The 25,604-nt window shown below is 65.7% G+C and carries 17 protein-coding genes; 14 read left to right on the top strand and 3 right to left on the bottom strand.

Annotation, left to right across the window (positions count from 1 at the left end; genetic code table 11):
- From K8I61_08215 to K8I61_08155, 13 genes are all read left to right on the top strand, one after another.
- Positions 1 to 652: citrate synthase (locus K8I61_08215; protein MBZ0272007.1), on the top strand; the 652-nt coding region annotated here is incomplete at its 5' end.
- Positions 653 to 731: 79 nt separating this feature from the next.
- The gene (locus K8I61_08210; protein MBZ0272006.1) at positions 732 to 2,243 is read left to right on the top strand and encodes a hypothetical protein; all 1,512 of its coding nucleotides are present in this window, start codon (positions 732 to 734) and stop codon (positions 2,241 to 2,243) included.
- A gap of 114 nt (positions 2,244 to 2,357) precedes the next feature.
- Positions 2,358 to 3,467: a trypsin-like serine protease gene (locus tag K8I61_08205; GenBank protein MBZ0272005.1), complete on the top strand. Its 1,110-nt coding sequence runs from the start codon at positions 2,358 to 2,360 to the stop codon at positions 3,465 to 3,467.
- Positions 3,468 to 3,732: 265 nt separating this feature from the next.
- Complete coding sequence (locus tag K8I61_08200) at positions 3,733 to 4,599, top strand: carbon-nitrogen hydrolase (protein MBZ0272004.1); 867 nt, start codon at positions 3,733 to 3,735, stop codon at positions 4,597 to 4,599.
- Positions 4,600 to 4,842: 243 nt separating this feature from the next.
- On the top strand, positions 4,843 to 6,021 hold the full coding sequence (locus K8I61_08195) for an agmatine deiminase family protein (GenBank protein MBZ0272003.1): 1,179 nt from the start codon (positions 4,843 to 4,845) through the stop codon (positions 6,019 to 6,021).
- Positions 6,018 to 7,157 carry a HAMP domain-containing histidine kinase gene (locus tag K8I61_08190; GenBank protein ID MBZ0272002.1) on the top strand — a complete coding sequence of 380 codons (1,140 nt, stop codon included), beginning with the start codon at positions 6,018 to 6,020 and terminating at the stop codon, positions 7,155 to 7,157. Before K8I61_08195 ends, K8I61_08190 begins: the two co-directional genes overlap by 4 nt.
- Positions 7,154 to 7,855, top strand: coding sequence for a response regulator transcription factor (locus K8I61_08185; GenBank protein ID MBZ0272001.1), 702 nt, complete (start codon positions 7,154 to 7,156; stop codon positions 7,853 to 7,855). Before K8I61_08190 ends, K8I61_08185 begins: the two co-directional genes overlap by 4 nt.
- Positions 7,856 to 8,219: 364 nt before the next feature.
- Positions 8,220 to 10,487 (top strand): response regulator, encoded by a 2,268-nt coding sequence (locus tag K8I61_08180; GenBank protein ID MBZ0272000.1) that lies wholly within the window; start codon positions 8,220 to 8,222, stop codon positions 10,485 to 10,487.
- Positions 10,488 to 10,665: 178 nt separating this feature from the next.
- Positions 10,666 to 10,917, top strand: coding sequence for a hypothetical protein (locus K8I61_08175; GenBank protein ID MBZ0271999.1), 252 nt, complete (start codon positions 10,666 to 10,668; stop codon positions 10,915 to 10,917).
- 169 nt (positions 10,918 to 11,086) lie between these two features.
- Positions 11,087 to 13,858: a hypothetical protein gene (locus K8I61_08170; GenBank protein ID MBZ0271998.1), complete on the top strand. Its 2,772-nt coding sequence runs from the start codon at positions 11,087 to 11,089 to the stop codon at positions 13,856 to 13,858.
- The gene (locus tag K8I61_08165; GenBank protein ID MBZ0271997.1) at positions 13,858 to 16,059 is read left to right on the top strand and encodes a hypothetical protein; all 2,202 of its coding nucleotides are present in this window, start codon (positions 13,858 to 13,860) and stop codon (positions 16,057 to 16,059) included. Before K8I61_08170 ends, K8I61_08165 begins: the two co-directional genes overlap by 1 nt.
- 127 nt (positions 16,060 to 16,186) lie before the next feature.
- The gene (locus K8I61_08160; protein MBZ0271996.1) at positions 16,187 to 17,203 is read left to right on the top strand and encodes a prolyl oligopeptidase family serine peptidase; all 1,017 of its coding nucleotides are present in this window, start codon (positions 16,187 to 16,189) and stop codon (positions 17,201 to 17,203) included.
- A gap of 175 nt (positions 17,204 to 17,378) precedes the next feature.
- The gene (locus K8I61_08155) at positions 17,379 to 18,875 is read left to right on the top strand and encodes a fibronectin type III domain-containing protein (protein ID MBZ0271995.1); all 1,497 of its coding nucleotides are present in this window, start codon (positions 17,379 to 17,381) and stop codon (positions 18,873 to 18,875) included.
- A gap of 238 nt (positions 18,876 to 19,113) precedes the next feature.
- On the opposite strand, the gene K8I61_08150 is transcribed toward K8I61_08155, so the two are convergent.
- The 3 genes from K8I61_08150 to K8I61_08140 all read right to left on the bottom strand — a co-directional run bounded on the left by K8I61_08150 (position 19,114) and on the right by K8I61_08140 (position 24,062).
- Positions 19,114 to 20,151, bottom strand: coding sequence for a hypothetical protein (locus K8I61_08150; GenBank protein MBZ0271994.1), 1,038 nt, complete (start codon positions 20,149 to 20,151; stop codon positions 19,114 to 19,116).
- 178 nt (positions 20,152 to 20,329) lie between these two features.
- Positions 20,330 to 22,105, bottom strand: coding sequence for a hypothetical protein (locus K8I61_08145; GenBank protein MBZ0271993.1), 1,776 nt, complete (start codon positions 22,103 to 22,105; stop codon positions 20,330 to 20,332).
- 58 nt (positions 22,106 to 22,163) lie between these two features.
- Positions 22,164 to 24,062: a diguanylate cyclase gene (locus tag K8I61_08140; GenBank protein MBZ0271992.1), complete on the bottom strand. Its 1,899-nt coding sequence runs from the start codon at positions 24,060 to 24,062 to the stop codon at positions 22,164 to 22,166.
- A 113-nt stretch (positions 24,063 to 24,175) separates the two neighbouring features.
- Between K8I61_08140 and K8I61_08135 the strand changes: the two genes are divergently transcribed.
- Complete coding sequence (locus K8I61_08135; protein ID MBZ0271991.1) at positions 24,176 to 25,387, top strand: ISNCY family transposase; 1,212 nt, start codon at positions 24,176 to 24,178, stop codon at positions 25,385 to 25,387.
- The last annotated feature ends 217 nt before the right edge of the window (positions 25,388 to 25,604 follow it).

Here is a 25,604-nt window from a genome sequence, read left to right as displayed (position 1 = left end):
GCGAACGCGCGCGCTCGACATCGGCGCGGGCCGCGGGGCGGATGCCGTGTACACCGCGTACCGGATGAACGGCGTCGCCGCCCGCGCGGCTACGGCGCTGGGGCGCGATGACGAGGCCGCCTGGCGGATCGTGAATGCGCTTCTCGTTCTTGCCGCGGATGCGCCGGACGACGACGCCCCCGCGCGGATCGCGAGCGAGGCCGGCGCGGCCGGCGCGGATCTTTACGGGTGCGTCCTGGGGGCGCTTTCCGCGTTCGCGGCGCCCGCCTTCGCGGGCTCATTCGACGCCGTCGAGGCGCTTTTCGCCGATGCCGCAAACGGCGCGCGCGCGCGGGAGGCGATCGCGGATCGGCTGCGTCGCGGGGAGAGGATCCCCGGATCGAGCGCGAGCGAAAATGGCGGCGCGGCCGATTTCCTTCTGGCCCGCGCGACCGGGATCGACACGCCCGGGGCGCGCGCGGCGAACGCGGTCGCCGAGGCGATCCATGATGCCGGGCATGGCCCGCCGTCGCTCGTATTCGCGTGCGGCGCCGCGACGCACACGCTTGGCCTTGGGCCCGGATCGGCGGCCGGCTTGTTCGCGCTCGCGCGCTGCGCCGGCTGGATTGCCCGCGCGCTGGATGCGCGGAGCCAGACGCCGGGACGTCATTGATCGCCGCGGCGTTGCGCGGCGCGTGACGGCCCTTGCCGGCTCGGCTATTCTTGCGGGCATGAACAGATGGATGACCCGCATGACGGCCGTGGCGCTTGTTTGCCTCGCCTTCGCGGCCACCCCCGCGCTTGCCGAAGACGCCGCGCTTCGCGCGAAGGCCGACGATTATCAAGCGCGGCTGCGCGCGTCGCATGTTCCGGCGTGGGGCGGCATCGTGCAGGTGGTGTACGAAACGCCCGCGCACGAGACGGTCTTCTACTACCGCGGGCAGGGCGACTCGACGATGCACACGAGCTTGTACCTCGCGGCGGAGAGTTTTCGTTACGCCGTGATTGGCGACGCGGACGCCAAGGCGAACGCGATCGCCGCGATCGAGACGCTCGAGCATCACCTGCGCGTCACGGGCAAGACCGGCTACATCGGCCGCTACGTGGGGCCGATTGAGACGCCGTACATGCTTGACTACCTGACGAACGACCAGGTGCGTTTCGGCGCGGGCGCGTACGCGGGCACGTTCTGGCTCTCGGAGAGCAGCTCGGATCAATACGTGGGGTGGTTTTACGGCATGGGCGTCGCGCACTTGCTTCTAGACGACGAACCGACGCGCGCACTCATCCGCTCGATGGTGAAGGAGGTCGTGGACGAATTGATCTCGACGGGCTTTATCATCATCACGGAAAATGGATTCCCCACGCCCGCCGCGCCGGGGCTGAGTGGCAGCGAGCGCATGGCGATCCTTTCGACTGCGTCCGCGATTCTTGGCGCGCCGTACGACTCGATCTACGCGCAGGAGTTCGCGGCGGGCGAGGATACGTACCGCCTCAAGAGCGTCGCGTTTTTCAATAAATACACCGAATATTTCGCCTTCAACCTCAAGCACCTGAACTACGACGCGATCTTCCGTTTCGACGCCGATCCCGACCGCCGCGCGTTTTATCGATCCGTCTTCGGCGACATGTCGCGGCCTTACGTCGAATGGACGCACAACGTCCTGTTTGACTACGTGTGGCTGCGGATGATCGAGGACGACCCGTTGCGGGACGACGTTTCCGGCATCGTCGCCGATGCGATCAAATCGCTGACCGACTTCCCCTCGCCGCCCAATACGGAGGCCTTCAAGACAATTCCGCTTCTGCCGATCGATCCGATCTCGCAGCTTTTCGTCGATGTCCAGGATCTCCTGGGCCTTGGCGAGTTGCTCGGATTTGAGCTGCAAACCGAGGATCCGCACGAAATCGTGAACCGTTGCCCGGTCGAGTTCCTGTGGCAACGCAAGCCGTATCATCTTGTTTGTACGGGCTTTTTCGATCAACACGTCTTTCCCGGCGTGGACTATCTGCTCGCCTACTGGATGGGCCGCTACCACGGCTACATCGATCCCGAGCCGCCAGACGATGACGACGACGACGCGGATGACGACGCCGACGATGACGACGCGGACAATGACGACGACGCAGATGACGATGTGGTCGATGACGATTCGCCCCCGCCGGGCGACGATGACGCGGATGATGACGCCGACGACGAAAGCGGTCCCGAGGGATCGGCCGATGGCGGGGATGACGACGAAGGAGGCGGCTGCGGCTGCTGACGCGCGCGTTGCGCCGACTCCGCCGCAATCTGTGAACGACCTCACTTGTTTTTTCGAGGCCACTCCTCTAGATTATTTGCTTCTGTTAACGCCATTACTTCCAGAGGTGCCGCGATGAAGGTTCGAATTTTGACGCTGTTCACGATCCTGGCCCTGCTGATTTCGGCCGTCGTGAGCTGCGATTCCAGCGAGGAGAACGAGCCCACGCGCTTGGAAACGCTGCCCGGCTCGGGGAATCTGCCCGGCAACACGCAGCCGATCTATAACGGCCTTCCGCCCGACGCTCCCGAACACGCGGCGGTGGTGGGCCTGCATCAGCTCTACAAGCGCGGCAAGACCACGTACGTTTACCAAAAGCCGTTTTGCACCGGCACGCTGATCAGCAAGAGTGTTGTCATTTCCGCGGGCCACTGCCTGGATACGTCAAGCGGCGGATCGACCTTCACGACGCTCGCGCCGAGCAAGGTGGCGGTCTACGTCGGAAACGATCCGTCGGTCGATCTGCTGTCTCACCTCTATACGGTTTCGGAAACGGTCATTCATCCCGCTTACGACCATTGGCAACTTCTGAATGACCTCAGCCTTCTTCGCCTGTCGGCGGAAGTCACCGAACCGCTGACACCGGTGGCGCCGCTTCCCGCGAGCCTCGGCTTCACGGGCGCGGACATCGGATCGACGGTCAACTTCGCGGGCTTCGGCGAGATCGAAGACGGCTCCTGGGGCGTGAAGCTGCAAGCCGACGGGACGCTCGGCGGCCTTGGTTGCTCGGTGCCGGGGTGCGGCGATGCCGGCGACGCGGCGACACAGGTTTCGTATTCGCAAGGCGACGGCGGACCGTGCTTCGGCGACAGCGGCGGCCCGATGTTCGTGTATCGCAGCGGCACGCCGTATGTCGGCGGCCTGACCTCCTACGGCGACTCCTACTGCACAATCTACGGAGTCAGCACGCGCGTGGATGCGTTCGAGTCGTTCGTCAATTCCTTTGTGGGAGTTGCCCAGGACTGCTCCGCGGACGGCTTCTGCAACGGCGACTGCGCGCCGGGTGACGATCCGGATTGCTCGACCGGCAGCGACTGCGGCAACGGCACCTGCGACGCGGGCGAAAGCTGCGATGGACGCAACGGCACCACGTCCTGCTCCGCGGACTGCCCCGGCAAGACCGGCGGCAAGCCCTCCGGCCGGTTCTGCTACGTCGGCGGCGTTTGCGAAGGCCCCGGCTGCTGAGGCAGAGCATGAGGCTGAAAGGCTGAAAGGCTGAAAGGTCATCACAGGAATCGCGTAGAACGCGAATACGATCCCGAAAACCGCCGCCCCCTTCCGGGCGGCGGTTTTATTCTATGAGCCGCCTCTTTCCGGCGATCGGCGACGGACTACAGACTTCCGCACTAACGAATTATGATGGCGGCGGCGACGCGGCGTTGGAGACCTGTTTGGCCCCCGTGTTCTCCGTGTCTTCCCCGTGCCCACTGTGTACCGTAGGAAGAGTTGAATGACAGAATCAATCGTCAAAATTGGATTGGTGCAGATGCGCTGCACGGGCGACCGCGACACCAATCGCGCGACGGCCGAAGCCGGCGTGCGTGCATGCGCGGCGGACGGCGCGAGCGTCGTCGTGCTGCCGGAGCTTTTTGCGTCGCTGTATTTCTGCCAGACCGAGGACCACGAAAATTTCGATCTGGCCGAGCCGATACCGGGGCCGTCGACCGAGCGCTTTTCCGCACTCGCGCAAGAGCTTGGCGTCGCGATCGCCGTTCCGGTTTTCGAGCGGCGTGCGCCCGGCGTGTATCACAACAGCGCGGCGATGATCGGCGCGGACGGCGGCGTGCTTGGCGTGTATCGCAAAATGCACATCCCTGACGATCCGGGGTTCCACGAAAAGTTCTACTTCACGCCCGGCGACCGGGGATTTCCCGCGTACCGCGTCGGCGGGCTGTCGGCCGGGCTTCTCATTTGCTGGGATCAATGGTTCCCGGAGGCCGCGCGCCTCGCGACGCTCGCGGGGGCCGAAGTGCTTTTTTATCCCACCGCCATCGGCTGGAAGCCCGGCCGCGACGACGAGACCGAGGCGTATCACGGCGCCTGGCAAACGGCGATGCGCGGGCACGCGGTGTCGAACGGCGCGTACGTCGTCGCGGTCAATCGCGTGGGCGCCGAGGGTGCCTTGCGTTTCTGGGGCCGGTCGTTTGTCGCCGATCCGATGGGACGCGTGATCGCCGAGGCGGGCGGCGAGGCGGAAAACCTCGTCGTGCCGATCGACCGCGCCCTCGTCGAGCGGACGCGGCGGGAGTGGCCGTTTTTGCGCGACCGCCGCGTCGATGCGTACGGCGGATTGCTTGCGCGGTTTCTCGATGAATAACCGCATTCACCACGGAGGACACAGAGACCAAGAAATGATTTAAAAGTCTCGCGCGGCGGTCATCCTGAGGGTCGCGAAGCGGCCCGAAGGATCTGGCCGCGTCCCAGAAGAGGCGTGGCCGTTACCTGGGGCCAGCCGATCCTTTGCTTCGCTCAGGATGACGAGCCCGGAACCGGCTGCTGAATTTCGAGCCTCTGTGTCCTCCGTGTTCTCTGTGGTGAAATCCAAAATAGGAAGAGACCGTTGAACGCACGTTCAAAAATACCGACGCCGCGCGAGCTGGGTTTTTCGATGCCGCCGGAGTGGGCGGCGCACGACGCGACGTGGCTGACCTGGCCGCGCGATCCCGGCACGTGGCCGGGCAAGCTCGCGTTCGCGCGGCACGCCATGGCGCGCTGGGTGCGCGAGATCGTGCGCGACCGCCCGTCGGCCTCGGCTCGCCAAAAGCCGCCGCGCCCCCCCGAGCGCGTCGAGATCAACGTTTGCGACGCCGCGCAAAAGGCGAGCGCCGCGCGCCTGTTGCAGGATTGGGACATCGATCTTTCGCGCGTCGGCTTTCATACGAATCCGTCCAACGACGTGTGGATCCGCGACTACGGTCCGATCTTCGTGACGCGCGCCGAGGATCGCGGCGACGGATACGGGCGGATCGCTTGCGTCGATTTTTCGTTCGACGCGTGGGGCGGAAAGGGCCGGCAATATTACGGCGACGAATACGGTCTGGACGGCAAGATCGCGCGGCGCATCGCGAAGGAGCTTGGCGTGCCGCGCTTCGCCGTGCCCGACGTTATGGAAGGCGGCGCCATCGACGTGAACGGCGCGGGCACGCTCATGGCCGCGCGCGATTGCGTCATCAATCTGCGCCGCCGCGCGGGACGGACGCCGGCCGAACGACGCGCCCACGTCGAGCGAACCTTCGCGGACTTTCTCGGTCAGACGCATTTTCTCTGGGTGGACGATGTCGCGATCGAGGGCGACGACACCGACGGGCACATCGACAACCTCGCGCGATTCGCCGGCAAGCGGACGATTGTCACCGTCGTCGCCGAGGATCGGAGCGATCCCCTGTTCGAGCCGCTGAAAAAAAACGAGCGCGCGCTCGCGTCGGCGCGCGGCGCGGACGGGCGGCGATTCGACGTCGTTGCCGTGCCGGCGCCGCCGGCGTTCCGCTACCGCACGCGGCGCTGGGGAAAACCGGTGCGTTGGCGGTATCCGGCAAGCTACGCGAATTTCTACATTGCCAATCATGTCGTCCTCGTGCCGACGTTCAGCACCGCGTCGGACCTTCCGGCGCTCGAGGCGCTGGCGAAGCTCTTCCCGGATCGCGACATCGTCGGCGTGGACTCGTGCGACTACATCCTCGGGCAGGGGGCGGTGCACTGCTCGACGCAGCAGCAGCCGGCCGCGGGAGCGGCGCGTTGAACGCTCGGCGCGACCGGCGCGGGACACTGGCGGCCTCGCGGCGCGCCAACGCGCTTTTCGGCGCGTGCCTCGTGCTGATGGTGGCGATCGCCGCGTGGTGGGTCGTGTATTTCGGATCGTCGATCGAGGAGCGCCACGCCGGCGCGATCGAGCGCCTGCATCACCGCGCGCAGATCCTCGCGCTGCAACTGGGCAACGCCCGTACGGCGATCCCCCCCGCGACGGAGCTTGCCGAGCAGGGGCTGAGCATGATCCCCACGGATCCGGCGATCGGCGGCTACGTGCTGGCGCCGGACAGGCCGGCGTGGTCGGTGACGCCGATGTCCGAGCGCGTCGCCCAGATCGAGGCCAAATATGTCCGCCAGAAGATCATGCTGATCGGCGAGGGCACGATGCTGTTCACGATGCTGCTCGTGGGCGTTGCGATGTTGCATCGCCTGGTGCAGCTCGAGCGCCTGTACCGCTCCGAGATGGACCGGTTCCTGCGCATGGTGACGCACGAGCTGAAAACGCCGATCGCGGGACTTTCGTCGCTGCTCGAATCGATGGCGCTCGGCCGGGTGGAGGACGACGAGCGGCCCCGGCTCGTTCAGCTCGGCTTGCAGCAGGTCACGAGGCTTGAGCATCTGGTCGGCAATATCCTCATGACCAACCGCGTGCGCCGGGGCGTCGCCGAACCGCGGACCGAGACGCTCGATCTCGACGCCTTTACCCGCGAGGTGCTCGACGCACGCGCGTTTGCGCGCCGTTTCAACACCATCCCGGAAATCCTGGCCGACGGCGCGGCCAAAGTTCGTGCCGACCGTGACTGGTTGCGAATCATTCTCGACAATCTTCTCGACAATGCGGAAAAATACGGCGAAGGCGTCCCGTGCCGCATCGAGATCGGCGCCGCGGGCGACCTGGCGCGCTGGACGATCGCCGACTCGGGCTCGGGCATCGCCCCGGCGTACATCGAGCGCGTGTTCGATCCGTATTTTCGCGCGCCGGAGACCGAACGCCGGCAGGGAACGGGTCTGGGGCTGTCGATCTCGCGCGATCTGGCGCGCCGGATGGGCGGCGACCTCGTGGCCGCGAGCGCCGGCACGGGCCAGGGCGCGCAGTTCGAATTGACGTTGCCGCGGGAGATGGCATGAACAAGGGACGCGTGCTGCTGGTCGAGGACGATGAACTGATCGGCTCGACCGTCGAACTGAACCTGAAACGCGAAGGCTACGAGGTCGACTGGACGAGGCTCGGCGAACCGGCGACGCGCCGCGAACGCGCCGCCGACGTTGATCTCATCATCCTCGACATCATGCTGCCGGACACGGACGGCGTCACGATCCTGAAGCATCTGCGCGAGGCCGGGGTGACGACGCCGGTCATGATGATGACCGCCCGCGAGGAAGTGGAAACGAAGATCGGCGCGTTCGAGACCGGCGCGGACGACTATCTGACCAAGCCGTTTCACGTCAAGGAACTTCTCGCGCGGGCCAACGCGCTCATCCGGCGCAGCCAATCCGAGCGCCATCTGGCGACAAGCGAAATCCTGCACATCGGTCCCTACCGCGTGAATCCGCAGACGCGCCACGCCGAAACCCGCGAGGGCCCCGTTCAACTGACGGCGAAGGAAGTCGATCTGCTCGCCTACTTCCTGCGCGGCGAGGGCGTCACGCGGTCCCGCGCGGATATCCTGGAAGAGGTGTGGGGGATGGAAGTCTACGTCTCCGAGCGCACCATCGACAATTTCATCGTCCGCTTCCGGAGACTATTCGAGGAAGACCCGGACAACCCACGCCGTTTCGTCACCGTCCGCGGCGTCGGATATCGCTTCGAACGCGTCGATTCCTGAAACTTCCCGTGGCGGCAACGCGCGGAAGTTTTCCCCAAACGCGCGGACAAACCTGAAAATATTCGCTCGTTTAGATTCCCTGCCCCCCATGCGGCTCACAAAATGGAAAAAAAGCTTCCGACGTCCAGAATTTCCGTTGAACAATGCTGAACTTTTTGTACGATGAATCCGATTCATTGACATGCCCTTTTGTCGAATTCGAACGGACGATTTGAACTCGATTGTCGAACTCATTGAAATTTAGGATTTTTTCTGGACATTACCGTCCCGGCGGTCTTAGAATTTCGCGCGTCGGTACGACACGCGCGCCCCGTTCGCGTACGCGGCAGATAGTTTCTGTCCGCGCGCGCGTCGAGGTAATTTTATGTGCGCAAATCGCCATGAGGGCGACGCGGGGCAAAAGCGCGTCCTTGTCGTCAACGACAATGCGTTGCAGCGGCGAATCGTCGGCACGATCGTCGAGCGCATGGGGCATGCGGTCCGATTCGCGGCCGACGGTGCGGAAGGGTACGCGGTCGCGAAGGCCGAGACCTTCGACCTGATCATCCTGGATCTCTACATGCCCAAGCTCGACGGCTGGAAGCTGTGCCGTCTCTTGCGCGAGGCGCCGCGCGAACATCTTCGCGGCGTGCCGATCCTGATCCAGTCCGCCACGTTTTCCGGCATCGACACCGAAACGGCGTCCCGCGAGGTCGGCGCGGACGGTTTCATCGCGTTTCCGTACACGTCCGAGGAGCTTCAGGACACCGTCCGCAAACTCCTCGCCGGAGTGACGGTGCGCCGGCGGCTGTCGATCCTGATCCTCGCCACGGATGCGTTGGGCGACGAGATCGAGGCGAGCGCCGTTGATCGGGGCGATGTCGAGCGCGTCTCGACGCCGGACGCGGTTCTGGCGAGTTTCGCGCGGCGCATGCCCGACGTTGCGCTTATCGACACGGCCTTCGCCGGCGAGGACGTGCTCGGCCTGGTCGCTCGCTTGCGTGCGCCGGGCGCGCCGACGGTGGTGCTCGTCGCCGCGAGCGGCCGCGACGATTCCGTCGCCGATCGGGCGATCGAGATCGGCGCGGACGGCGTGCTGCATCCGCCGCGGACCGCGGAAACGTTCTGGGCGCTTTACGATCGCGCGAGCCGCGAGCGCGCGCTGTTGCGTGTCGAGGAGTTGCTCGAACAGCGCACGCGCGATCTGGCCCGCAGCGAGCAGCGATGCCGCTGTTTTTGGCAGGATGCGCTCGACGGCGTTTTGACGTTGGAGCCCGACGGAAAGATCATCGACGCGAACGTTTCGTTCGCGGCGGCGATCGGCCAGACCGCCGAGGGGCTCGCGGGCGCGGCCTTCGCCGATCTTGGCGCGGACGAGGAACGCGACGAGATCACGGCATCCGTCGTGCGCGCGGCGGCCGGCAAGTCGTCCTCGTTCGAGGCGCGCTTCCGCGGCCCGGACGCCCGAACCGCGTGGCACTGGGTGAAGATGCGCCCGCTGCGCGATCCGCTCACCAACGAGATCGTCGCCGTTCACGTCATCGCCCGCGACGTCAGCGAGCGCCGCGCCGCCCAGCGCGCGCTCGCCGACAAGGAGGCGCGGCTTCGCACCATCCTGTCGACCGCGCCGGACGCGATCGTGGAGTTGGACAACGCGGGTAACCTCCTTTGGCAAAACGACGCGGCGCGCCGGCTGTTCAGCGACGGCGCGCTCGGCCGCCCGTACTGGGAGACGATCGCGCCCGCCGCGCGCGGCGATTTCGTCCGGCAGGATCCCCTGTCGCTTTGCGACAAACGCATCATGCACGGCGAGGCCGAGCCGCGCCTGATTTCGTGGCGATGCGGCCCGGTTCGCGACGACGCGGGCCACCGCATCGGCGTGATCGCGGTCGGCCGCGACGTGACCGATCTGGACCGGCGTGAACGCGATTACCGGCGAATGCTCGATTTGTGGCACGAGTCGCAGCGCATGGAATCGATCGGCGCGGTCACGAACATGCTCGCGCATGACTTCAACAATACGCTGCTGTCCATCCTGGGGTTCGCGGAACTGATCGGCGAGTCGCTGCCGCCCGAAACCGAATCGGTCGAGGATCTGCGTTTCCTTATCGGCGCCGCGCAAAAGGCGAAGGGGCAGATTCAAAACGTTCTCGCGTTCGCGCGGCACGATCGCACGACAAAGGCCGCATTCGATCTTCGCGCCGTCGTTCGCGAGACGTTGCATCTTCTGGATATCGTCGCTCCGCGCCCCCGGCCGATCGTCTTCGAAGTGACCGAGACGCCATGCGTCGTGCTCGGCGATTCCCGGCAGATTCGCCGCGCGATCGTCGAGCTGTTGCTTTCCGCCGATCGCGAATCGGCGGAACCGATCCGCGTCGCGGTGGAAACCTTCGCGCCCAGGGATCGGTCGCCAAGCGCCCGGCTTGTCGTCTCGCGGCCGATGCCCGCGGATACCGCCGACCTGGTCGCCGACCTGATCGAGCGGCAGGGCTACGCGGACGCGGCCGCCGATCCCGCGCACTTCGTCGCCGTGCGCGTGCTTGGCGCGCACCGCGCGACGCTCGCGTGGGAGAGCGGCGAAAACGGCGTGCTGACCTTGCGCGCCACCTTCCCGCCCGTCAGCGCGTCCGACGAACGCCGCGGCACCGCTTGAACCGAAGATCGGAAACGGCGTTGTCACCCTGAACGAAGCGAAGGGTGAAAAGACTCGTACGAGCGTTGAAAAACGGACTCTCCTCTTTTCTATTTTCCGTTTCCTGTTTCCTGCCTCCTCTTTCCTCTTTCTTCGACCGGCGTTTGCTTTTCGCCGACGGCGTCGCTACCTTGAAAATATGGACCGCGAGATCTTCCCGAACGAGCAGGAAATCGCGCAGATGCAGGTGCTCATCATGAAGCTCGCCTCGGGCGTCCTGACGCAGAATTTCACGCGCGAGGAATGGGAGTTGATCACGCGCATCCGCGGCTCGCGCGAGACGATCCTGCGCATCCTCCACGAAGAACTGGCCCAGGTCGCCAAGGCCAACACCCGCGGCCGCGACAAGATCAAGAACCTCACGCGGATGATCGAGAAGATCTGCGGGTAGCGGCGCCGTAGCGCCAGGGCCAGGGCGGTATCGACCGCGCACTCCGCTTCGCTTCGTTTGCGGCCCTGACACTCGTCATGCGTCGTTCGTCACTCGACACTTTCCTGTCATTGCGCCCGCGCGATCCCGCCCGTAAAATCACGGCCTCTCGATTTCGCGGGGAGACCAGATGCCTTCAGATCGAATCCGAAAAACGACCGGCGCGCCGTTTGTTATCGCCGGTTTTCTTGCCGTTTTTGCGCTGGCCTTCCTTGCCGGCTGCGACGCGGGCGACGGGCCCGAAGCGGATCTGACCGACGACGAAATGGAAGATTTCGAGAACCCCGGCGGCGAAGGCCCCGAGGTGCTTTTCGAACCCGACGCCTCGCCCGTTTCGCTGATCCCGCAACCCAACGATCTTCTGACGCGCGAGGACCCAACCACCGTTACCGGCCGGCGCGTCAACGTGCCGATCGAAGGGCCGAGCGATTTCATCCGCGAGCTGCGGCGCCGCCTGCGCGGCCTGGACGGCTTCGGCACGTTCCAGAACATCGTCGTCTCGTTTTCCGAGCCGATCGATCTGAAAACGGTCGGCGACAAGACGGTCTATCTCGTCAACGTGGATCCGCGTTCCGAGGGGTATGGCGAATTGGTGACGCTTGACCTCGGCAAGGGCTTCTTCCCGAAAAATCTCCTTAACACCGAGGGCTTTTTCACGAACGACGAGATGAAAGACGCGGACAGCGCGATCTACGCGCCGGGCAACCGCGTCGACTGGTACGAGGACGAAACGAACACGCTGATGATCCGGCCGCTCTTGCCGCTGCGCCAAAGCACGACCTACGCGATCGTTTTGACCGAAGCGCTGCTTGGCGAGGACGGCGAACCCGTGCGCGCGCCGGAATACTTCACGCACGTCACCTTCCCCACGCAACGCGACGCCCTCGTTGACGCGGCGGATATCCTGGTGCAATCGCGCGGGGTGCGCCGCGACGAAATCGCGTTCGCGTGGCAGTTCACCACGATGACGATCACGCAGCCTCTCGAGGTCCTGCGCGAGGGGCTGTACGGGCGCGGGCCGTTCGCGTGGATCACCGACGAGTTGTGGCCGAAACTGACGACGATCCACGATTTTTCCATCGAGGTTCAGGAGAACAAGACGCCGAACGTGCTGGATGCGAGCTACTTCGCCAAGCTCCTGGCGTTCGTCGATCTTCTGCTCGGCGAGGGCACGGTGCCGCTTGGCGTCATGATCCCGCTTGAGAACGTCGATTACATCGTTTCCGGCAGCTACACGACGCTCAGTTTCCTGGAGACGAAGGACCGTGTGTTCAACGTGGATTTCGACACCGGCGAGGCGGAATACGAGCCCGAGGAGGTGACGTTCTTCATAGCCATTCCCAAGGAAACCGCGCAGCACAAGCAGCCGTTCCCGGTGTCGTTTTTCCAGCACGCGAACGTGCGCAACCGGCTCGACATCATCGCGATCGCCGACGCGCTGGCGAAGGAAGGCATCGCGACGATCGGCATCGACGCCGCGGAGCACGGCCCCGAGAGCTACGTCAACGCGCTGTTCTACGTGCTCGAGGGCCTGACGCGGCGCGACCTCGGAAACGCGTCGGAGTTTCCGACCAAGCTCATCGCCGGGCTGATCCTCGGCGTGTTTTATCCCTCGATCGACACCTCCGGGATGGACGCCGAGGAGATGATGCATGTGATGCGGGAGCAGACGTTTCTCGGCGCGCTCCTTCACGGCCGCGCGGTGGACACGCAAAACGACGGCCTGCCGTTTTCGGGCGCGTCGTTCTACTCCGCGGACATCTTCCGCACCGTGGATATCTCGCGGCAGACGGTCTTTGACCTCATGCAGGGCGTGCGCGTCATCCGCCACATGGGCGAGGACTGGAACGGCAACGGCGAAATCGACCAGGTCGAAGGCGACTTCGACGGCAACGGCGTCGTCGATATCGACCCGGACGCGCCGATCTACTTCACGGGCATGAGCCTGGGATCGATCCTCGGCATTCCGTTCGTCACCATCGAGCCGGAGATCAAGACGGCCGTGTTCAACGTGCCGGGCGGCGGCCTGACGGACGTGCTCCTGCGCACGACGATCCCGAACATCAACACGTCCATCCGCACCGACCTCGTCGGCCCGGTCGTGATCGGCCAGCCCGATCCGCACACGGGCGACGTGGCGGTGACGATCAGCCTGGAGCCCGCCTCCAACCCCTTCGCGCACGTGGTGCTGCACCCGGGCGCGCGCGTGACCCTTCGCAATCAGGACTCGAACGAGTTCGCCGACGAAATCATGGACGAGCTCGGGAACTTCTCGCTGGCCGTCGCGGCGGACAAGGGCGACATGATGCGCCTGACCGTCGCCGATCCGGCGAGCGGCGACGTGCTCGACGAGGTGGAGTGGTCCTCGCGCTACCGGGGCCTGGGCGTGCCGCGCAATACACCGGAGGCGCGTTCGTTCATCGACACCGCGCAGTGGGCGGTGACGCTTTCGGATCCTGTCGGCTTCGCGCCGCACCTGTTTCTCCGGCCGCTGCCCGGCCGCGAGCCGCGCGCGTTCCTCATGCAGATGTGCTCGCCGGATACGGCCATTCCGCTGAACAACGGCGCCGCCATTGCGCGCGCCGCCGGCGTCATGGATTTTGAGCACGCGGACAATCTGCGCGAGCTCGGCGCGTTCCAGGATCACCGCATCTCGTTCAAGGCGGCGAACTATCCTCTTCAGAGCCACGCCGATCAGGCCTGGCGCGTTCATCCCGCGTTCAACCACGAATATCTGCTCGCGCCGCGCGCCGACCCGTATTCCATCATGTACAGCATCGCGGGCCGGGCGCAGGCGGCGGCCTTCCTCGCCTCGAACGGCGAGAACGTCATCGACAACCTCATGCTGCTGGTGCCGCCGGAATGGCGCGCCGTGCCGCTCGATCCGGAGAATCACTTCTGATGCGGCCCAACCGTAACCCTCTCCGATTCGCCGTCGCGGCGGCGCTCCTTTCGGCAGTCGCGATCCTTGGCTGCAACCCCGGTGACGGCGAGGACGACGAGGACAGCGCGCCGGGCCTGGTGCTGGCGCTGTCGTTCGAGGACGCGCGCGACGTCGCGCTTTCCGGCGGAACGCTCACGGCCACCGACCCCGAGGAAGCCTTCACGCGCGGCATCGACGGCAACGGCTTCTGGATGTCCGAGGGCAACGTCATCGCCCTGCCCGCGCTTGGCCGCGTGCCGCCCGCGGCCGGGACGATCGAGTTCTGGATCCTCCCCAAGGCCGTCTGGCACGACGGCCTGTCGCGCCGCCTGTTGACGATCGGAGGCCAGGAGAATTTCTCCATCGTCAAGGACGCGCAAAAAAGCTTCCTCAACTTCATCCTCCACGGCGAGGCGCTCGGATTCCCGGTCGACGAGGATCTCATCGAATACTGGGGCTTCACGTTCTATCGCCCCGAACTCTGGACCACCGGCTGGACGCACGTCGCCATCACCTGGGACGGCGTCGGCGAGCGCACGGATGAAGCGGTGCGTCGCGTCTATCTGAACGGGCTGTTGCGAAACGAGCTTGTCGATCGCATGCCGTCGTTTTCCGTGGATGCGCCGCTCATTATCGGCGCGCTGGCCGACGAGCAGGCCGCGGACGCGATCATCGACGAGCTGCGAATCTACAGCCGCGCGCTCTCCGCGGACGAGATTCGCGCGCGCGGCGATATCGCGAAATATCGCCTGATTCACGAGCTGCCGATCATTCCGACGCCGAGCCCCTATGGCGTCAAGGACGAACCCGATTTCGAGATCGACGGGCAAACGCGCATCGCCGTCGCGCCGGAGTGGATCGAGCGCCTGGACCCGCTGCTGGCGCGGTTGCAAGACGCCATCGAGGACGCCACGGGCTTTTCGCCCGCGATCGTCGCGTCCAATACCGTCGGCGAGATCGCGAACGTCATCGCCGTCGGTACGACCGGCAACAACCACGTGTTGCGCGAGATCGCGCGCGACCGCAAGCTCGCCGTCAACACGACGAACCTGCGCGCGGGCGGATACGCGCTCGAGGTGTTCGAGAACGCGGTGGCCGTCGCCGGCGTATCCTACGCGGGCACGGTGCACGGCCTCGGCAGCCTCATCCGCGCGGCGCGGCACCTGCCGGCCGCCTGGCCGCCGGTGACGATCTCCGACCGCGCCGATTTCCCGATGCGCGCGACCGAGCTTCCCGGCACGGGCGGAGCGGCGACCGACGAGGTGCTGCGTCGCCTCGCGTACCTTTCCGAACTGAAACTCACGCACGTCCTTCTGCCGGGGGATTTTTACTTCGACCTGGACAACGGTTTCGTGCGCGACGACGCCATCGCCCTGTTTGCGGCGGTGCGCGATTTCGGCATGGAGCCGGTGCCGCAGCTTCCGCTCTATTCGAACGCGGCGCGCGTCGTCGCCGAATGCAACGCGCGCGGCTTCGACTGCGAGGAAGGCGCGACCGGCGACACCTGCCCGCTTGTCGAGGACATGTACGAGGACATCCTGCGCCCGGTGTTCGAGAACATTGCGGCGCATCTCGAGCCGCGCGCCATTCACATCGGCCACGACGACGTGCGCGGGTTCAACCTCAACCCCGTGTGCGCGGGCAGCGGGCAGGCGCCCTCGGAGCTGTTCGCGTATTCCGTGCACCGCATCGTCGGCCTGATCGAGGACACGAGCCCCGGCGCGCAGATCATGGCGTGGGCGGATATGATCCTGCCGACGCAGAATGCTGGCCGCCTGAACGTGTCGCCGCCGGGTTCGGATCGCGAACCGCCGGATGTGCTAACGCTCGTGCCGACCGACATCGTGTGGAACGTTTACCTCGACACGAATTTCGCGGCGGGGCTGTATTTCTTCGGTACCGGGTCGTTTGGCGCGCTGGCCGAGGCGGGCGTAACGCAATACACCGCCGGTCCGACCGGTCCCGGCACGACGCAGTCGTTCATCTGGATGCGCACCGCGTTCGAAAACGACGCGCTCGGTTTCGTCGGCCGGCCGCAAACCGACGATGGTTTCGAGAACGATTTGTGGAACTGGCTGCCCGCCGCCGCGGAGCACGCGTGGACCTATTGGGCGCCCGGCGACCCGACGGCGATCAATTACGATTACGACGCGCTGAACAATGCCTACGGCAGCTACTAGCGATCGCCGCGCGGGCAGAACCGCGACCGTCAGAGCCGCGACCGTCAGGGAGCGGGTATGCCGAACTGGGGTTCGGCGTTCCCAGGCCGGCCCCGCGACCGTCAGAGCCGCGACCGTCAGGGAGCGGGTGGCTTCGCTTGGGCACTTCACGCCGGCGACGCTCCTTTCGCCTCTTTTCGTCTTCCTCGTCTTCCTCACCGCCGGCTGTTTCAGCTACGGGCCGGGCGGCGCCGTTGACGCGGCCATTCCCCGGAAAAGCGCCGCTGAGATCGACGCTTTCTCCTACGACCGCGCGGCGGACATAAACGCGCGCCTTACCGGCACGCACGCCACGCGCGAAGGCTACGTCGTCCACGAACTGAAGTGGGACGGCAAGGATTTTCCCCGCGTCCGCGAGCAGCACGGCAAGGGCTATTTCTTTGCGCCGAACGACAAATCACGCAAATACCCGGCGCTCGTCGTCATCCCGCCGACCGGCGGTCCGTACGACATGGTCGTTCCCTTCGGCGACTACTTCGCCGAGCGCGGCTTCGTGGTGATCGGCCTGCGCCGGCGCGAGTCGTATTTCACCGCCGACAAGGACATGGAGCAGAACCGCCAGCTCATGCAGCAGGGCGTTGTCGACGTGCGGCGCGCGCTGGATTATCTGGAGACGCTCGAATACGTCGATCGTGACCGCGTGGCCGTCATGGGAATTTCGCTCGGCGGCATTCTCGGCGCGCTCGCGATGGAGTCGGACGGGCGCATCAAGGCCGCCGCGTTTGTCGTTTCCGCCGCGCACCTGCCGGAGCTCGTCATCACGAGCGGTTATACACGCGTCGGCGAGCTGCGCGATGCGATGATGCGCGAGGCGAACGTCGGCCTCGATGAATTGCCCGCGCTCGCCCGGCGCGAATGGGCGCGCGTGGATCCGGCGTCTTACGCCGACAGGCTCGACCCCGCGCGCATCGTGATGGTGAATGGCGCGTTCGACGACATCGTCACCCGGCCGGTCGTCATGCGGACCTGGGAAACCTACGGCCGGCCGCGCCTGCACTTTCTCCCGTGCGGGCACTACACGATGATGTTCTGGGCCGATCGCGCCAACCGGAAGATCCACGAGCACTTTGTCGAGGTTCTCGATCTGCCGCCATCGTCATCCTGAGGGCCGGGAAGTGGCCCGAAGGATCCCGCCCGCGCCGGCCGGCGTGAACGCCGTTGACAGGCGCGAGGCCAGATCCTTCGCTTCGCTCAGGATGACGGCTCGCTCGCCCAGGATGATGGCTCGCTCGCGGACCCTGGCGCTCCGGGCGGTTCCGTTTCTCGGAACGCTCCTGTTTTTGGCGACATCCTCTTTCGCGGGCGGCGGCCCGGACGCGGGCGGGTATGTTTGGCGGGAGGCGCCGTTTTTCGACATCGATACGGCGAACGCCGATGAGGTTTCGCTTGGCGACGATGTTGCGCGCACGGTGGATCTGGATTTTTCCTTCCCCTTCTACAGCGTGGACTACGACGAGGTGTGGGTCGCATCGAACGGTTACATCGCGTTCGAGTTCCCGGACATCACGTTTCTGAATGAGTGCCCGCTGCCGAACCCCGGCATGCCGAACGGCTCGCTCTACGTCTATTGGGACGATCTCGTCCCGCCCGCCGGCGGCGCGGTGCTCGCCGAAACGCGAGGCGCCGAGCCCTATCGCCATTTCGTCGTCACGTTCGACAACGTGGCGCTGTTCGGATCGGCCGCCAAGCTCACCGCGCAGGCGGTGCTGACCGAGACGACCGGCTGGATGCAGCTTGCGTTCGCCGACGCCGCGGAGGGCGGGTTCGATGCGACGGTCGGCATCGAAAACCAGGACGGAACCGCCGGGCTCACGGTCGGCTGCGACGGGTTTTTCCTTACCGACGGCGACGCGATCTTCCTTGGCCGCCTTCCGGTGACCAACGTGCGCGGCGAGGGCAACGAGGCGGGATTTTTTCTCGCGTGGGACGACCCCACCGCGGCCGAGCGCTACGAGGTGGAGCGCCAGGCGCCCGGCGAGGCGGGCTACACGTTTCTCGCCGAAACCTACGAGCCCCGCGCGTTTGACGGCGGGCTCGCCGAGTGCGAGGCCGCACGGTACCGGGTCACGGCGTTCGCCGGCGAGATCGGCGCGGCGCCGCCCGTCGAATCCGCCCAATACTTCCGGCCGCTCGCGCCCGTCGACCCGCGCGCCGTCTTCATCGACGGGACGGGCGCCGTCGTGACCTGGATCGACCGCTCGGGCTGCGAGGACGAATACGTCATCGAGAGGCGCACCGGCGGCGAATTCGCGGCGATCGGCATGGCGCCCGCGGGGGGCCAATCGTTTGTCGATCCGTCGCCGCCGCCGGACGCGGTGTATCGCATCGTCGCGCACGCGGAACTAGCTTTCGGCGAGCCGTCGGACGAGGCGCCGATCGGCGCGCGGCTTTTCGCTCCGGGCGGCCTGAACGCCTTGGCCGAGTCGCCCGTGCGCGTCCGCCTTTCGTTCACGGACGCGAGCGAGGGCGAGACGGGCTACGCGATCGAGCGCGCGACGGACGATGGCGTGTTCGCGATTGTCGGCCACGCCGCGCCGAACGCCGTCACCTGGCTTGATACGACCGCGATGCCGGACTCCGCGTACGAATACCGCGTGCGCGCCGTGGCGGGAAATCTTGACGGCCCGCCGTCGAATACGGCGTTCGTCAAGACGCCCGTGAAACCCGACGATAACGACGACGACGCGGACGACGATGACGACCTGAACGATGATGAGTCGGATGACGATGCGTCATCGTCGAACGATGACGGGGACGACGGCTGTTGCGGGTGTTGACGTTGACGCCGCGCTCGATCAGGCGGCTTTCGGCGCTCCCGGATACGAACCGCGACCGTCAGGGAGCCGGTACGGGCCGAACTGGGGTTCGGCGTTCCCAGGTCACGGTACGGGCCGAACTGGGGTTCGGCGTTCCCAGGTCGCGGTACGGGCCGAGCTGGAGCTCGGCGTTCCCAGGCCGGGCGCGGACTCTTTCCTCTTTCCTCTTTCCTCTTTTCTATTTCCTATTTCCTCTTTCCTAGAAAAAATAATACCTCATCGTCAGTTGCAAAATGATGTCCTGCCCGTCTGTCTCATCGTCGATGTCGTAAGTCGTCTGGAATATCGTGGCCGACAGATCCAGTTCGCTGCGCCCGGTGTAAAGAAACGCCGCGCCGTAGGATAGCGTCGGCAGCTCCTCGCCTTCCAGGTCGTAGATGCCGTAGTCGAACTCCGCGCGCGCGCCGAAGGGCACGCTCGACACGCGATAGAAATCGAATTCGACGCCCGCGCCGGCAAACACCGAATTGCCCGGATCGTTCTCGTCGATGTCGAATTCGTTGGGCGCGTCGATCTTGTCGCGCAAGCCATAATCAAAACGCAGGCCGCCGGAGACACCGATCATCGGGCTGATCGTTTGCGCCACCAGGAGCGAGGGCCGGATCGAGGCGCGTTCGGTGGTGATCGTCGCCTCGCGCAGGTTGAGGTCGGTGATGTCGCGGATATCGCCCTCGCTCGGGAATTCGCCTTCCTCCAGGCTTTCCTCGAGTAATTCGAGCGCGTTGTCGAGCACGCGAATCATGAGAACGATCGGCGAGGTCTGCGCGCCGGTGTCGTAATTGATGTCGGCGCTCACCGCGATGGATGTGCCGCGTTTTTCGCTATGATAGAGGCTGAACTTGGGGATGAGGCTCACCGCACCGGTGACCTGCCCGCCGTAGAGCATGGCGCTGTCGTCGTCCGCGCCCGCGAGCGCGGCGCCGGTCATAAGAAATTCCAGGCTGAACCGCCGGCCGAACGCACCCTCGATGTTGATGCGTTCGTTGAGGCCCGCGAACTGAAAACGCTTTTCCTCAAAGAAGAAAAAATCCTCTTCCTGTTCGAACTCGAGCGTCGTGTACATGTAGCCGAATGAAACGCCGACATTCGACGTAGGAATCGCCAGCGGATAGAAGATCGGCCGCGTGAAGCGGTGCAGCTTCAGGATGCGGTCGTTCGGGTCCTGACCCTTGATGCGTTTGGCGGCGAGCGCGTCGCCCGGCGGTGCGAGAATGAGAGCGGCGAAAAGAACGAGCACGGCCATTCCAACGGCGCGGCCGGAACCCGAAACGCGTTTTCTCCAGGTTAAAGAGTGCATGCCTCTCTCCTTCCCGAGCGGCCTTGCGGCCTCGTCAATGCGGCGTCGGCGAATATCAAACATGGATCGGCGCGCCGCGGCAAGCCACACGGCGTGGACGGGCGCCGAGCGTGATGGATCAGAAGGCGAAACCGAATGCGACGGCGGTGATGAAAGCCTCGCCGGAAAGGCCGAGGTCCGGCTCGGTCCACGCCCCGTCATCGAGCCAAAGTAGAAATCCCGGATACGACGGTTCCGTCCCGGGTGTCGACCACAGAAATCCGCGCCCGCCGCCGGGAAACGCCAGCGTAAGCGGCGCCGAGCCGCCGGGGGGCGGCACATCGACATCCGTCAGTTGGTGGGAGAAGCCGCCGCCACCCTCGCGCAACGCGAAAGGAGCGCCGCCGGCCATCGTTCCATAGAGCCACGCGGCGCCGTCGCCGTCGAAGGTTATGCCGCGCACGCGATCGCACGGCGTCGCGGCCTGCCGGGGCAATTCGATGCGCGTCCAACCGCCGTCGCGCCGCGCGACCGCGAAAGCCTCCGGAGAGGTCACGCCGTCGTCGACGCGGCCGAATAGCCACGGCGACCCGTCGCCAGGTTCGATGAGATCCACTTCGCCGTCCACGTCATCGACGACCGGGACCGGTACAAGCGATCCCGCGTCGGCGCCGACTTCGACAACCGCGAGCCTCGCATCGCCGGCACGCGGGCCGACGATCCAGGGCGTTCCGTCCTCGAGGATGAAAAAGCGCGGATTGGTGTGCGTCACGTCGGGCATCGACAGGGATACGAACGCGGATCCTTCGTGCCGCGCGGCGAATACGTCGAACGCCGCTCCGTCATCCGAGCGCCCGCCGGCCAGGCGCGCCTCGTCCGCGACGTAAAACGAATACCGCGCGATCGGCGGATCGCCCGCCGGCGCGTTCACCGGCGTCCATCCACCGTCGTGGCGAAACGGTTTCAGCTCGCCGCCCGCACGCGCGAGCGCCCAGGCGCCGCCGTCGTTCTCGTCCCACGCGAGCGAGTCGACCGCGTCGATTTCCGCGGGCAGATCGTCGCGCGTCCAGACGCCGCCGCGGCGCGTGAGCGTGAAATACGGGCCGTCGCCGCCGGCACGGCCGGTCGCCCAGATCTCGTTGTCGTAGGGGACGTACACACCGGTGATCGAAAACGGCGGCGCGATATCCGGCAAGTCCTGGGCGATCCACGCCGCTTCACCGGCGTTCAAGACCAAACCGATTCCGCTCTCGGCGTCGTTGGCGCCGCGCCACGCCTGGCCACCGGGTCCGAACGCGATCGGGTGCGCCTCGGCCTCGTCGATGCCGTCGGGCAGCGCCAGCGGCGAGAACGCGTCGCCCTTGCGAACGAGGTAGACCTGAACATCGTCCGCATCGAAGGCATCGACCCATGTCCGATCCTCGATCGTCGCGATCCAGCTCACCGCGCGGATCGAGTCGGGCAACGACGCGAAACGCCACATGCCGTCATCGAAAAACACGATCGCATCGCGCGGTTCCGCAGCCTTGTCGTCGGTCGCCATCGCGGTTGCGATGGCGAGCGTGTCAGAGCCGGTGAATTGCCGGATCGTCCAGCGCGCGGCTTCGACGCCGGCGGGAGCATCGACGGTCTCCAGCAATTCCTCGCCCCAGACGTCTCCATTCAGGGCGAAAACGCGGCCACCGGCGGGTGTCCATGCCGCAACGCGCGCGAAGGCGCCGGGTGTCTCGCCGGAATCGTCGTCTCCGTCGCCGCCATCGTCGTCCGCGCCGAAGTCGATGTCGTCGTCCGCGTCATCGTCGGCAACGGACGCGCCGCGACCTGAGCGGTCGTCGTCCGATCCTCCGCACGAAAGCCCGAACGCCAACATGCAGAGCGCGGCCGCCAAACCAAGGCGAAGGCCCATCACGCTCATACGATGAGGATTTACCGTCGCGGCAAGCGCGTCAACCGTCGCGGCCGGCGAGGGTGGATCAGGTCTTTCGATAAACGCGGATGGCGTCGCGCCCCTGATGCTTGGCCTGATAGAGCGCGGCGTCGGCGTCGGCGAGCAGCTCGCGTTCGCCCAGGTGGTCCCGGCGCAGTTCCGCGATGCCGCAGGTGAAGGTGACCGGCGGCGACGACGAAACGCCGAAGGCGATGCGTTTCAATTCGCCGTGCAGATCCGTCATGATCTTATCCGCGGAAGAAGCGTCGCGGTCCTCGAAAACGACGAGAAACTCGTCGCCGCCGAAGCGCCCCGCATACGCGCCGGAGCCCAGGCGCGTGTTGATCGCGCGGCCAATCGCGGCGAGCACGTCGTCGCCGACATTGTGGCCGTGCGTGTCGTTGATCCGCTTGAAGTTGTCGAGATCGCAGATTGCCAGGGCCAGCGGCTTGCGATGGCGGCGCGCCCCGGCGATCGCCCGGCGGACCTCCTCGAAAATCCGCCGCCGGTTGAAAAGTCCGGTCAACTCGTCGTGCGCGGCGGCATGGCGAAGGGCTTCCTCCATGCGGCGGCGTTCGGTCACATCGCGCAAGACGCCCTGCACAAGGCCGGTCGTCAGCAGCTTGCGGCTGATTTCCACGTCGATGACGACGCCGTCGTGACGACGCACGCGGCGTTCCATCACGATCGATTGACCGTCGCGCAGATCGGCCGAACGCAGCGGCGCGCTGTTCGGATCGCGTATGGCGGCGAAAAGTTCGGTGATGCGGCGGCTGAGCACCTCCGTGCGCGAAAAGCCGAGAATGTCGCAAAACGCCGAGTTGGCGTCGACGAATCGGCCCGCCACGTCGCAGACGAAGATGCCGTCGGTCGCCTGCTCGATGAGGGTGCGGTAGCGCTCCTCGCTGTGACGCAGGGCGATCTCCGCGCGGCGCCGCACGTCGATATCGGTGATGAATCCCTCGAGGGCGATCACCTGCCCCTGCTTGTCGCGCACGGCGACCCCCTGCTCGGAGACCCACTTGTCGTCGCCGATCGCCCCCACGAGGCGGTAGATGACGTGATAGCGCGATCCGTTGACGATGCCCTGCTGGATGGAGTTCCACACCATCTCGCGATCTTCCGGATGAATGAGGCGCGCGTAGGCGCCCGGCCGAAGGATCGCGCCGGCCGAAATTCCGGCGAGTTTTCTCGCGCCGCGGCTCGCGTATTCGAGCGCCCAAGGATTGCCGCCGTGCGCGCGGTAGGCCATGCCCGGAAAGCTGTTGAGCAGATTGGTTGCCGCCGCGGGTTCGAGCGCCGGCATCGCGGCCGCCGGCTGGCTGGCGGCATCGAACGATCCAAATTCGGGCTCCGCGGCGTCGATGACGGGCGCATCCTCCATTTCGGGAATCCGCCGCCCGATCATGACGAGTCGCCGCGGCGCGCCATTGGCGTTCAGCGGATAAACGCACATCTCGAAACGCCCGTTCTCGCGCGCCTCGAGAAATCGTTCGGGCGCGCACTCCCTTGCCGCGCGCGTCAGGCGCGCCTCGCGCATGCCCGGCTTGCCGCTCGACACGAGATCCCGCAGGCGCCGGCCGACCAGCTCGCGGCGCGGGCGTTCGTACGCCAGTTCCGCCGCGTCGTTCGCGTCGAGAATCGTGCCGTCCGCGTCAAGGAGAAGCAATTCGTCGCCTCGCGCGTCGATGAGATCGCGAAGCAACTCCTGGGAATCGCCGAGCGCCGAGAGCAGGCCCCGTTCGCCGGAAGCCAACGTGACGGTGACAAGCTCGGCCGTCCGCCCGCCGAGCGTGACGACGCTGGCGTCGAGTTCGATCGCGATGGCGCGTCCGTCGCGCGTGCGCGCGACCGCGGGAATGATGCCGAGATCACGTTCGCCGCCAAGATGCCGGCGATAATGCTGCCCCACCTGCTCGGCCGCCTCGGGCGCGAGGTAGCGCATGAACGGCGAGCCGACAAGCTCATCCGGCGCGTATGTACGAAGCGGGGAAGATGTCCTTGGTATAAGCGGGAGTAGATGTCCGGATTTCCGGCGGGGAGGTTTAAACGGGTGCGATGCAGCACTCATCCAACGCCCTGTCCCGCGAGGCCAAAGCCATGACGCGACGGGAAGTGATCCAGAAAGCGATCGAAAAACACATCACTTGGGTACAAGCGGCGACGATCTGCGGGGTGACGCCGCGGCACATGTCGCGATTGCGTGAGCGTTACGAGCGACTGGGGATCGACGGATTGCGTGACGGTCGTGGCGGGAAAGCCCAGCCGCGCCGAATCAGCGAAGAGACGGAAAGGGAGGTTTGCCGTTTGAAGGAGGAGGATTATCCGGATTTTTCGGTTCGTCATTTTCATGAGTTTGCGGTCCGGGATCATGGCCTGAAGCTGGGTTACACGTGGACGCTGGTCGTGCTTCAGAAGCACGGTTTGGCGGAGAAGGCGGCGAGTCGCGGCCAATATCGGCGTAAGCGCGAGCGTCGTCCGATGCGGGGGATGCTCCTGCATCTGGACGCGTCTCGGCACGAGTGGCTCGCCGGGCTTCCGATGTGGGATCTCAACGTCATGTTGGACGACGCGGACGGGCGCATCCTGGATGCCCGCTTCGTGCCGGAGGAAGGCACGCATTCGACGCTGGCCGCGCTGGATCACGTTTTGCGCCGATGGGGCCGATTCTGCGAGTTGTACACGGATCGGGGTTCTCACTTTTGTCGGACCACGACGGCCGGGGCGGATCCGGATGACGAGCAGCACGGGCAGGTGGCCCGGGTCCTGAAGGTGCTGGGCATTCGGCACATTCTGGCTCGTTCTCCCCAGGCTCGTGGTCGGAGTGAACGAGCGTTCGGGACAATCCAGGGCCGGCTTCCGCAAGAGCTGCGGTTGGCGGGGATTCGGGACTACGCGGCGGCGAACGAATATCTGGAGCGCCATTTCATCCGCGATTTCAATCATCGGTTCACGGTGGCGCCAGCGCAGTCCGAGAGCGCGTTTGTTCCGCTGGCGGGACTGGATCTGCGCCTGTTGTTGTCCGTCCAGCACGAGCGGCGCGTTCGTGCGGACAACACGGTGCTGTTTGAAGGTTTGACGATGCAACTGACATCGTCTCCCCTTCGCGCCCATTTCGCCCGGTGTCCCGTGATCGTTCACGAGCTGATCGATCAGAGCCTGGCCGTCAGCTACCAGGGGCGGGAAATCGGACGGTTCGATCGGTGCGGGGAGAGGCTCCCGGAGCGCTCCCAGGCAAGACCCCGTCGTACAGGAACGGCGGGACGATGAAGGCGCGCCGCGAAATTTTTCGCCGGGCTGCGCAGCACGGCTCCCGCCCCTCCGGGGCGGGAGCGACTCGTCGGCCCTTCGGGCCGCCAAGTCCATCAAAGGAGTCCGACGCCTTTGGGGCGTCGGAACCAAACCCAACGACCGGCTCCGCCGGTCGTCAACACACCGGACATCTACGATCGCTTATGAACAGGACTTCTACTTTCGCTACGAACAT

The organism is bacterium (assembly GCA_019912885.1).
Taxonomy (GTDB): domain Bacteria; phylum Lernaellota; class Lernaellaia; order JACKCT01; family JACKCT01; genus JAIOHV01.
The sequence above is the reverse complement of the archived record's forward strand: the minus strand, read 5'-3'. Positions and strand labels throughout refer to the sequence as shown.

Coding starts and splice junctions, on each gene's coding strand:
- K8I61_08145 (MBZ0271993.1), bottom strand. CDS start 22,105: ATGAGCGTGATGGGCCTTCGCCTTGGTTTGGCGGCCGCGCTCTGCATG.
- K8I61_08165 (MBZ0271997.1), top strand. CDS start 13,858: ATGCGGCCCAACCGTAACCCTCTCCGATTCGCCGTCGCGGCGGCGCTC.
- K8I61_08200 (MBZ0272004.1), top strand. CDS start 3,733: ATGACAGAATCAATCGTCAAAATTGGATTGGTGCAGATGCGCTGCACG.
- K8I61_08135 (MBZ0271991.1), top strand. CDS start 24,176: ATGCAGCACTCATCCAACGCCCTGTCCCGCGAGGCCAAAGCCATGACG.
- K8I61_08210 (MBZ0272006.1), top strand. CDS start 732: ATGACGGCCGTGGCGCTTGTTTGCCTCGCCTTCGCGGCCACCCCCGCG.
- K8I61_08185 (MBZ0272001.1), top strand. CDS start 7,154: ATGAACAAGGGACGCGTGCTGCTGGTCGAGGACGATGAACTGATCGGC.
- K8I61_08205 (MBZ0272005.1), top strand. CDS start 2,358: ATGAAGGTTCGAATTTTGACGCTGTTCACGATCCTGGCCCTGCTGATT.
- K8I61_08175 (MBZ0271999.1), top strand. CDS start 10,666: ATGGACCGCGAGATCTTCCCGAACGAGCAGGAAATCGCGCAGATGCAG.
- K8I61_08170 (MBZ0271998.1), top strand. CDS start 11,087: ATGCCTTCAGATCGAATCCGAAAAACGACCGGCGCGCCGTTTGTTATC.
- K8I61_08140 (MBZ0271992.1), bottom strand. CDS start 24,062: ATGCGCTACCTCGCGCCCGAGGCGGCCGAGCAGGTGGGGCAGCATTAT.
- K8I61_08180 (MBZ0272000.1), top strand. CDS start 8,220: ATGTGCGCAAATCGCCATGAGGGCGACGCGGGGCAAAAGCGCGTCCTT.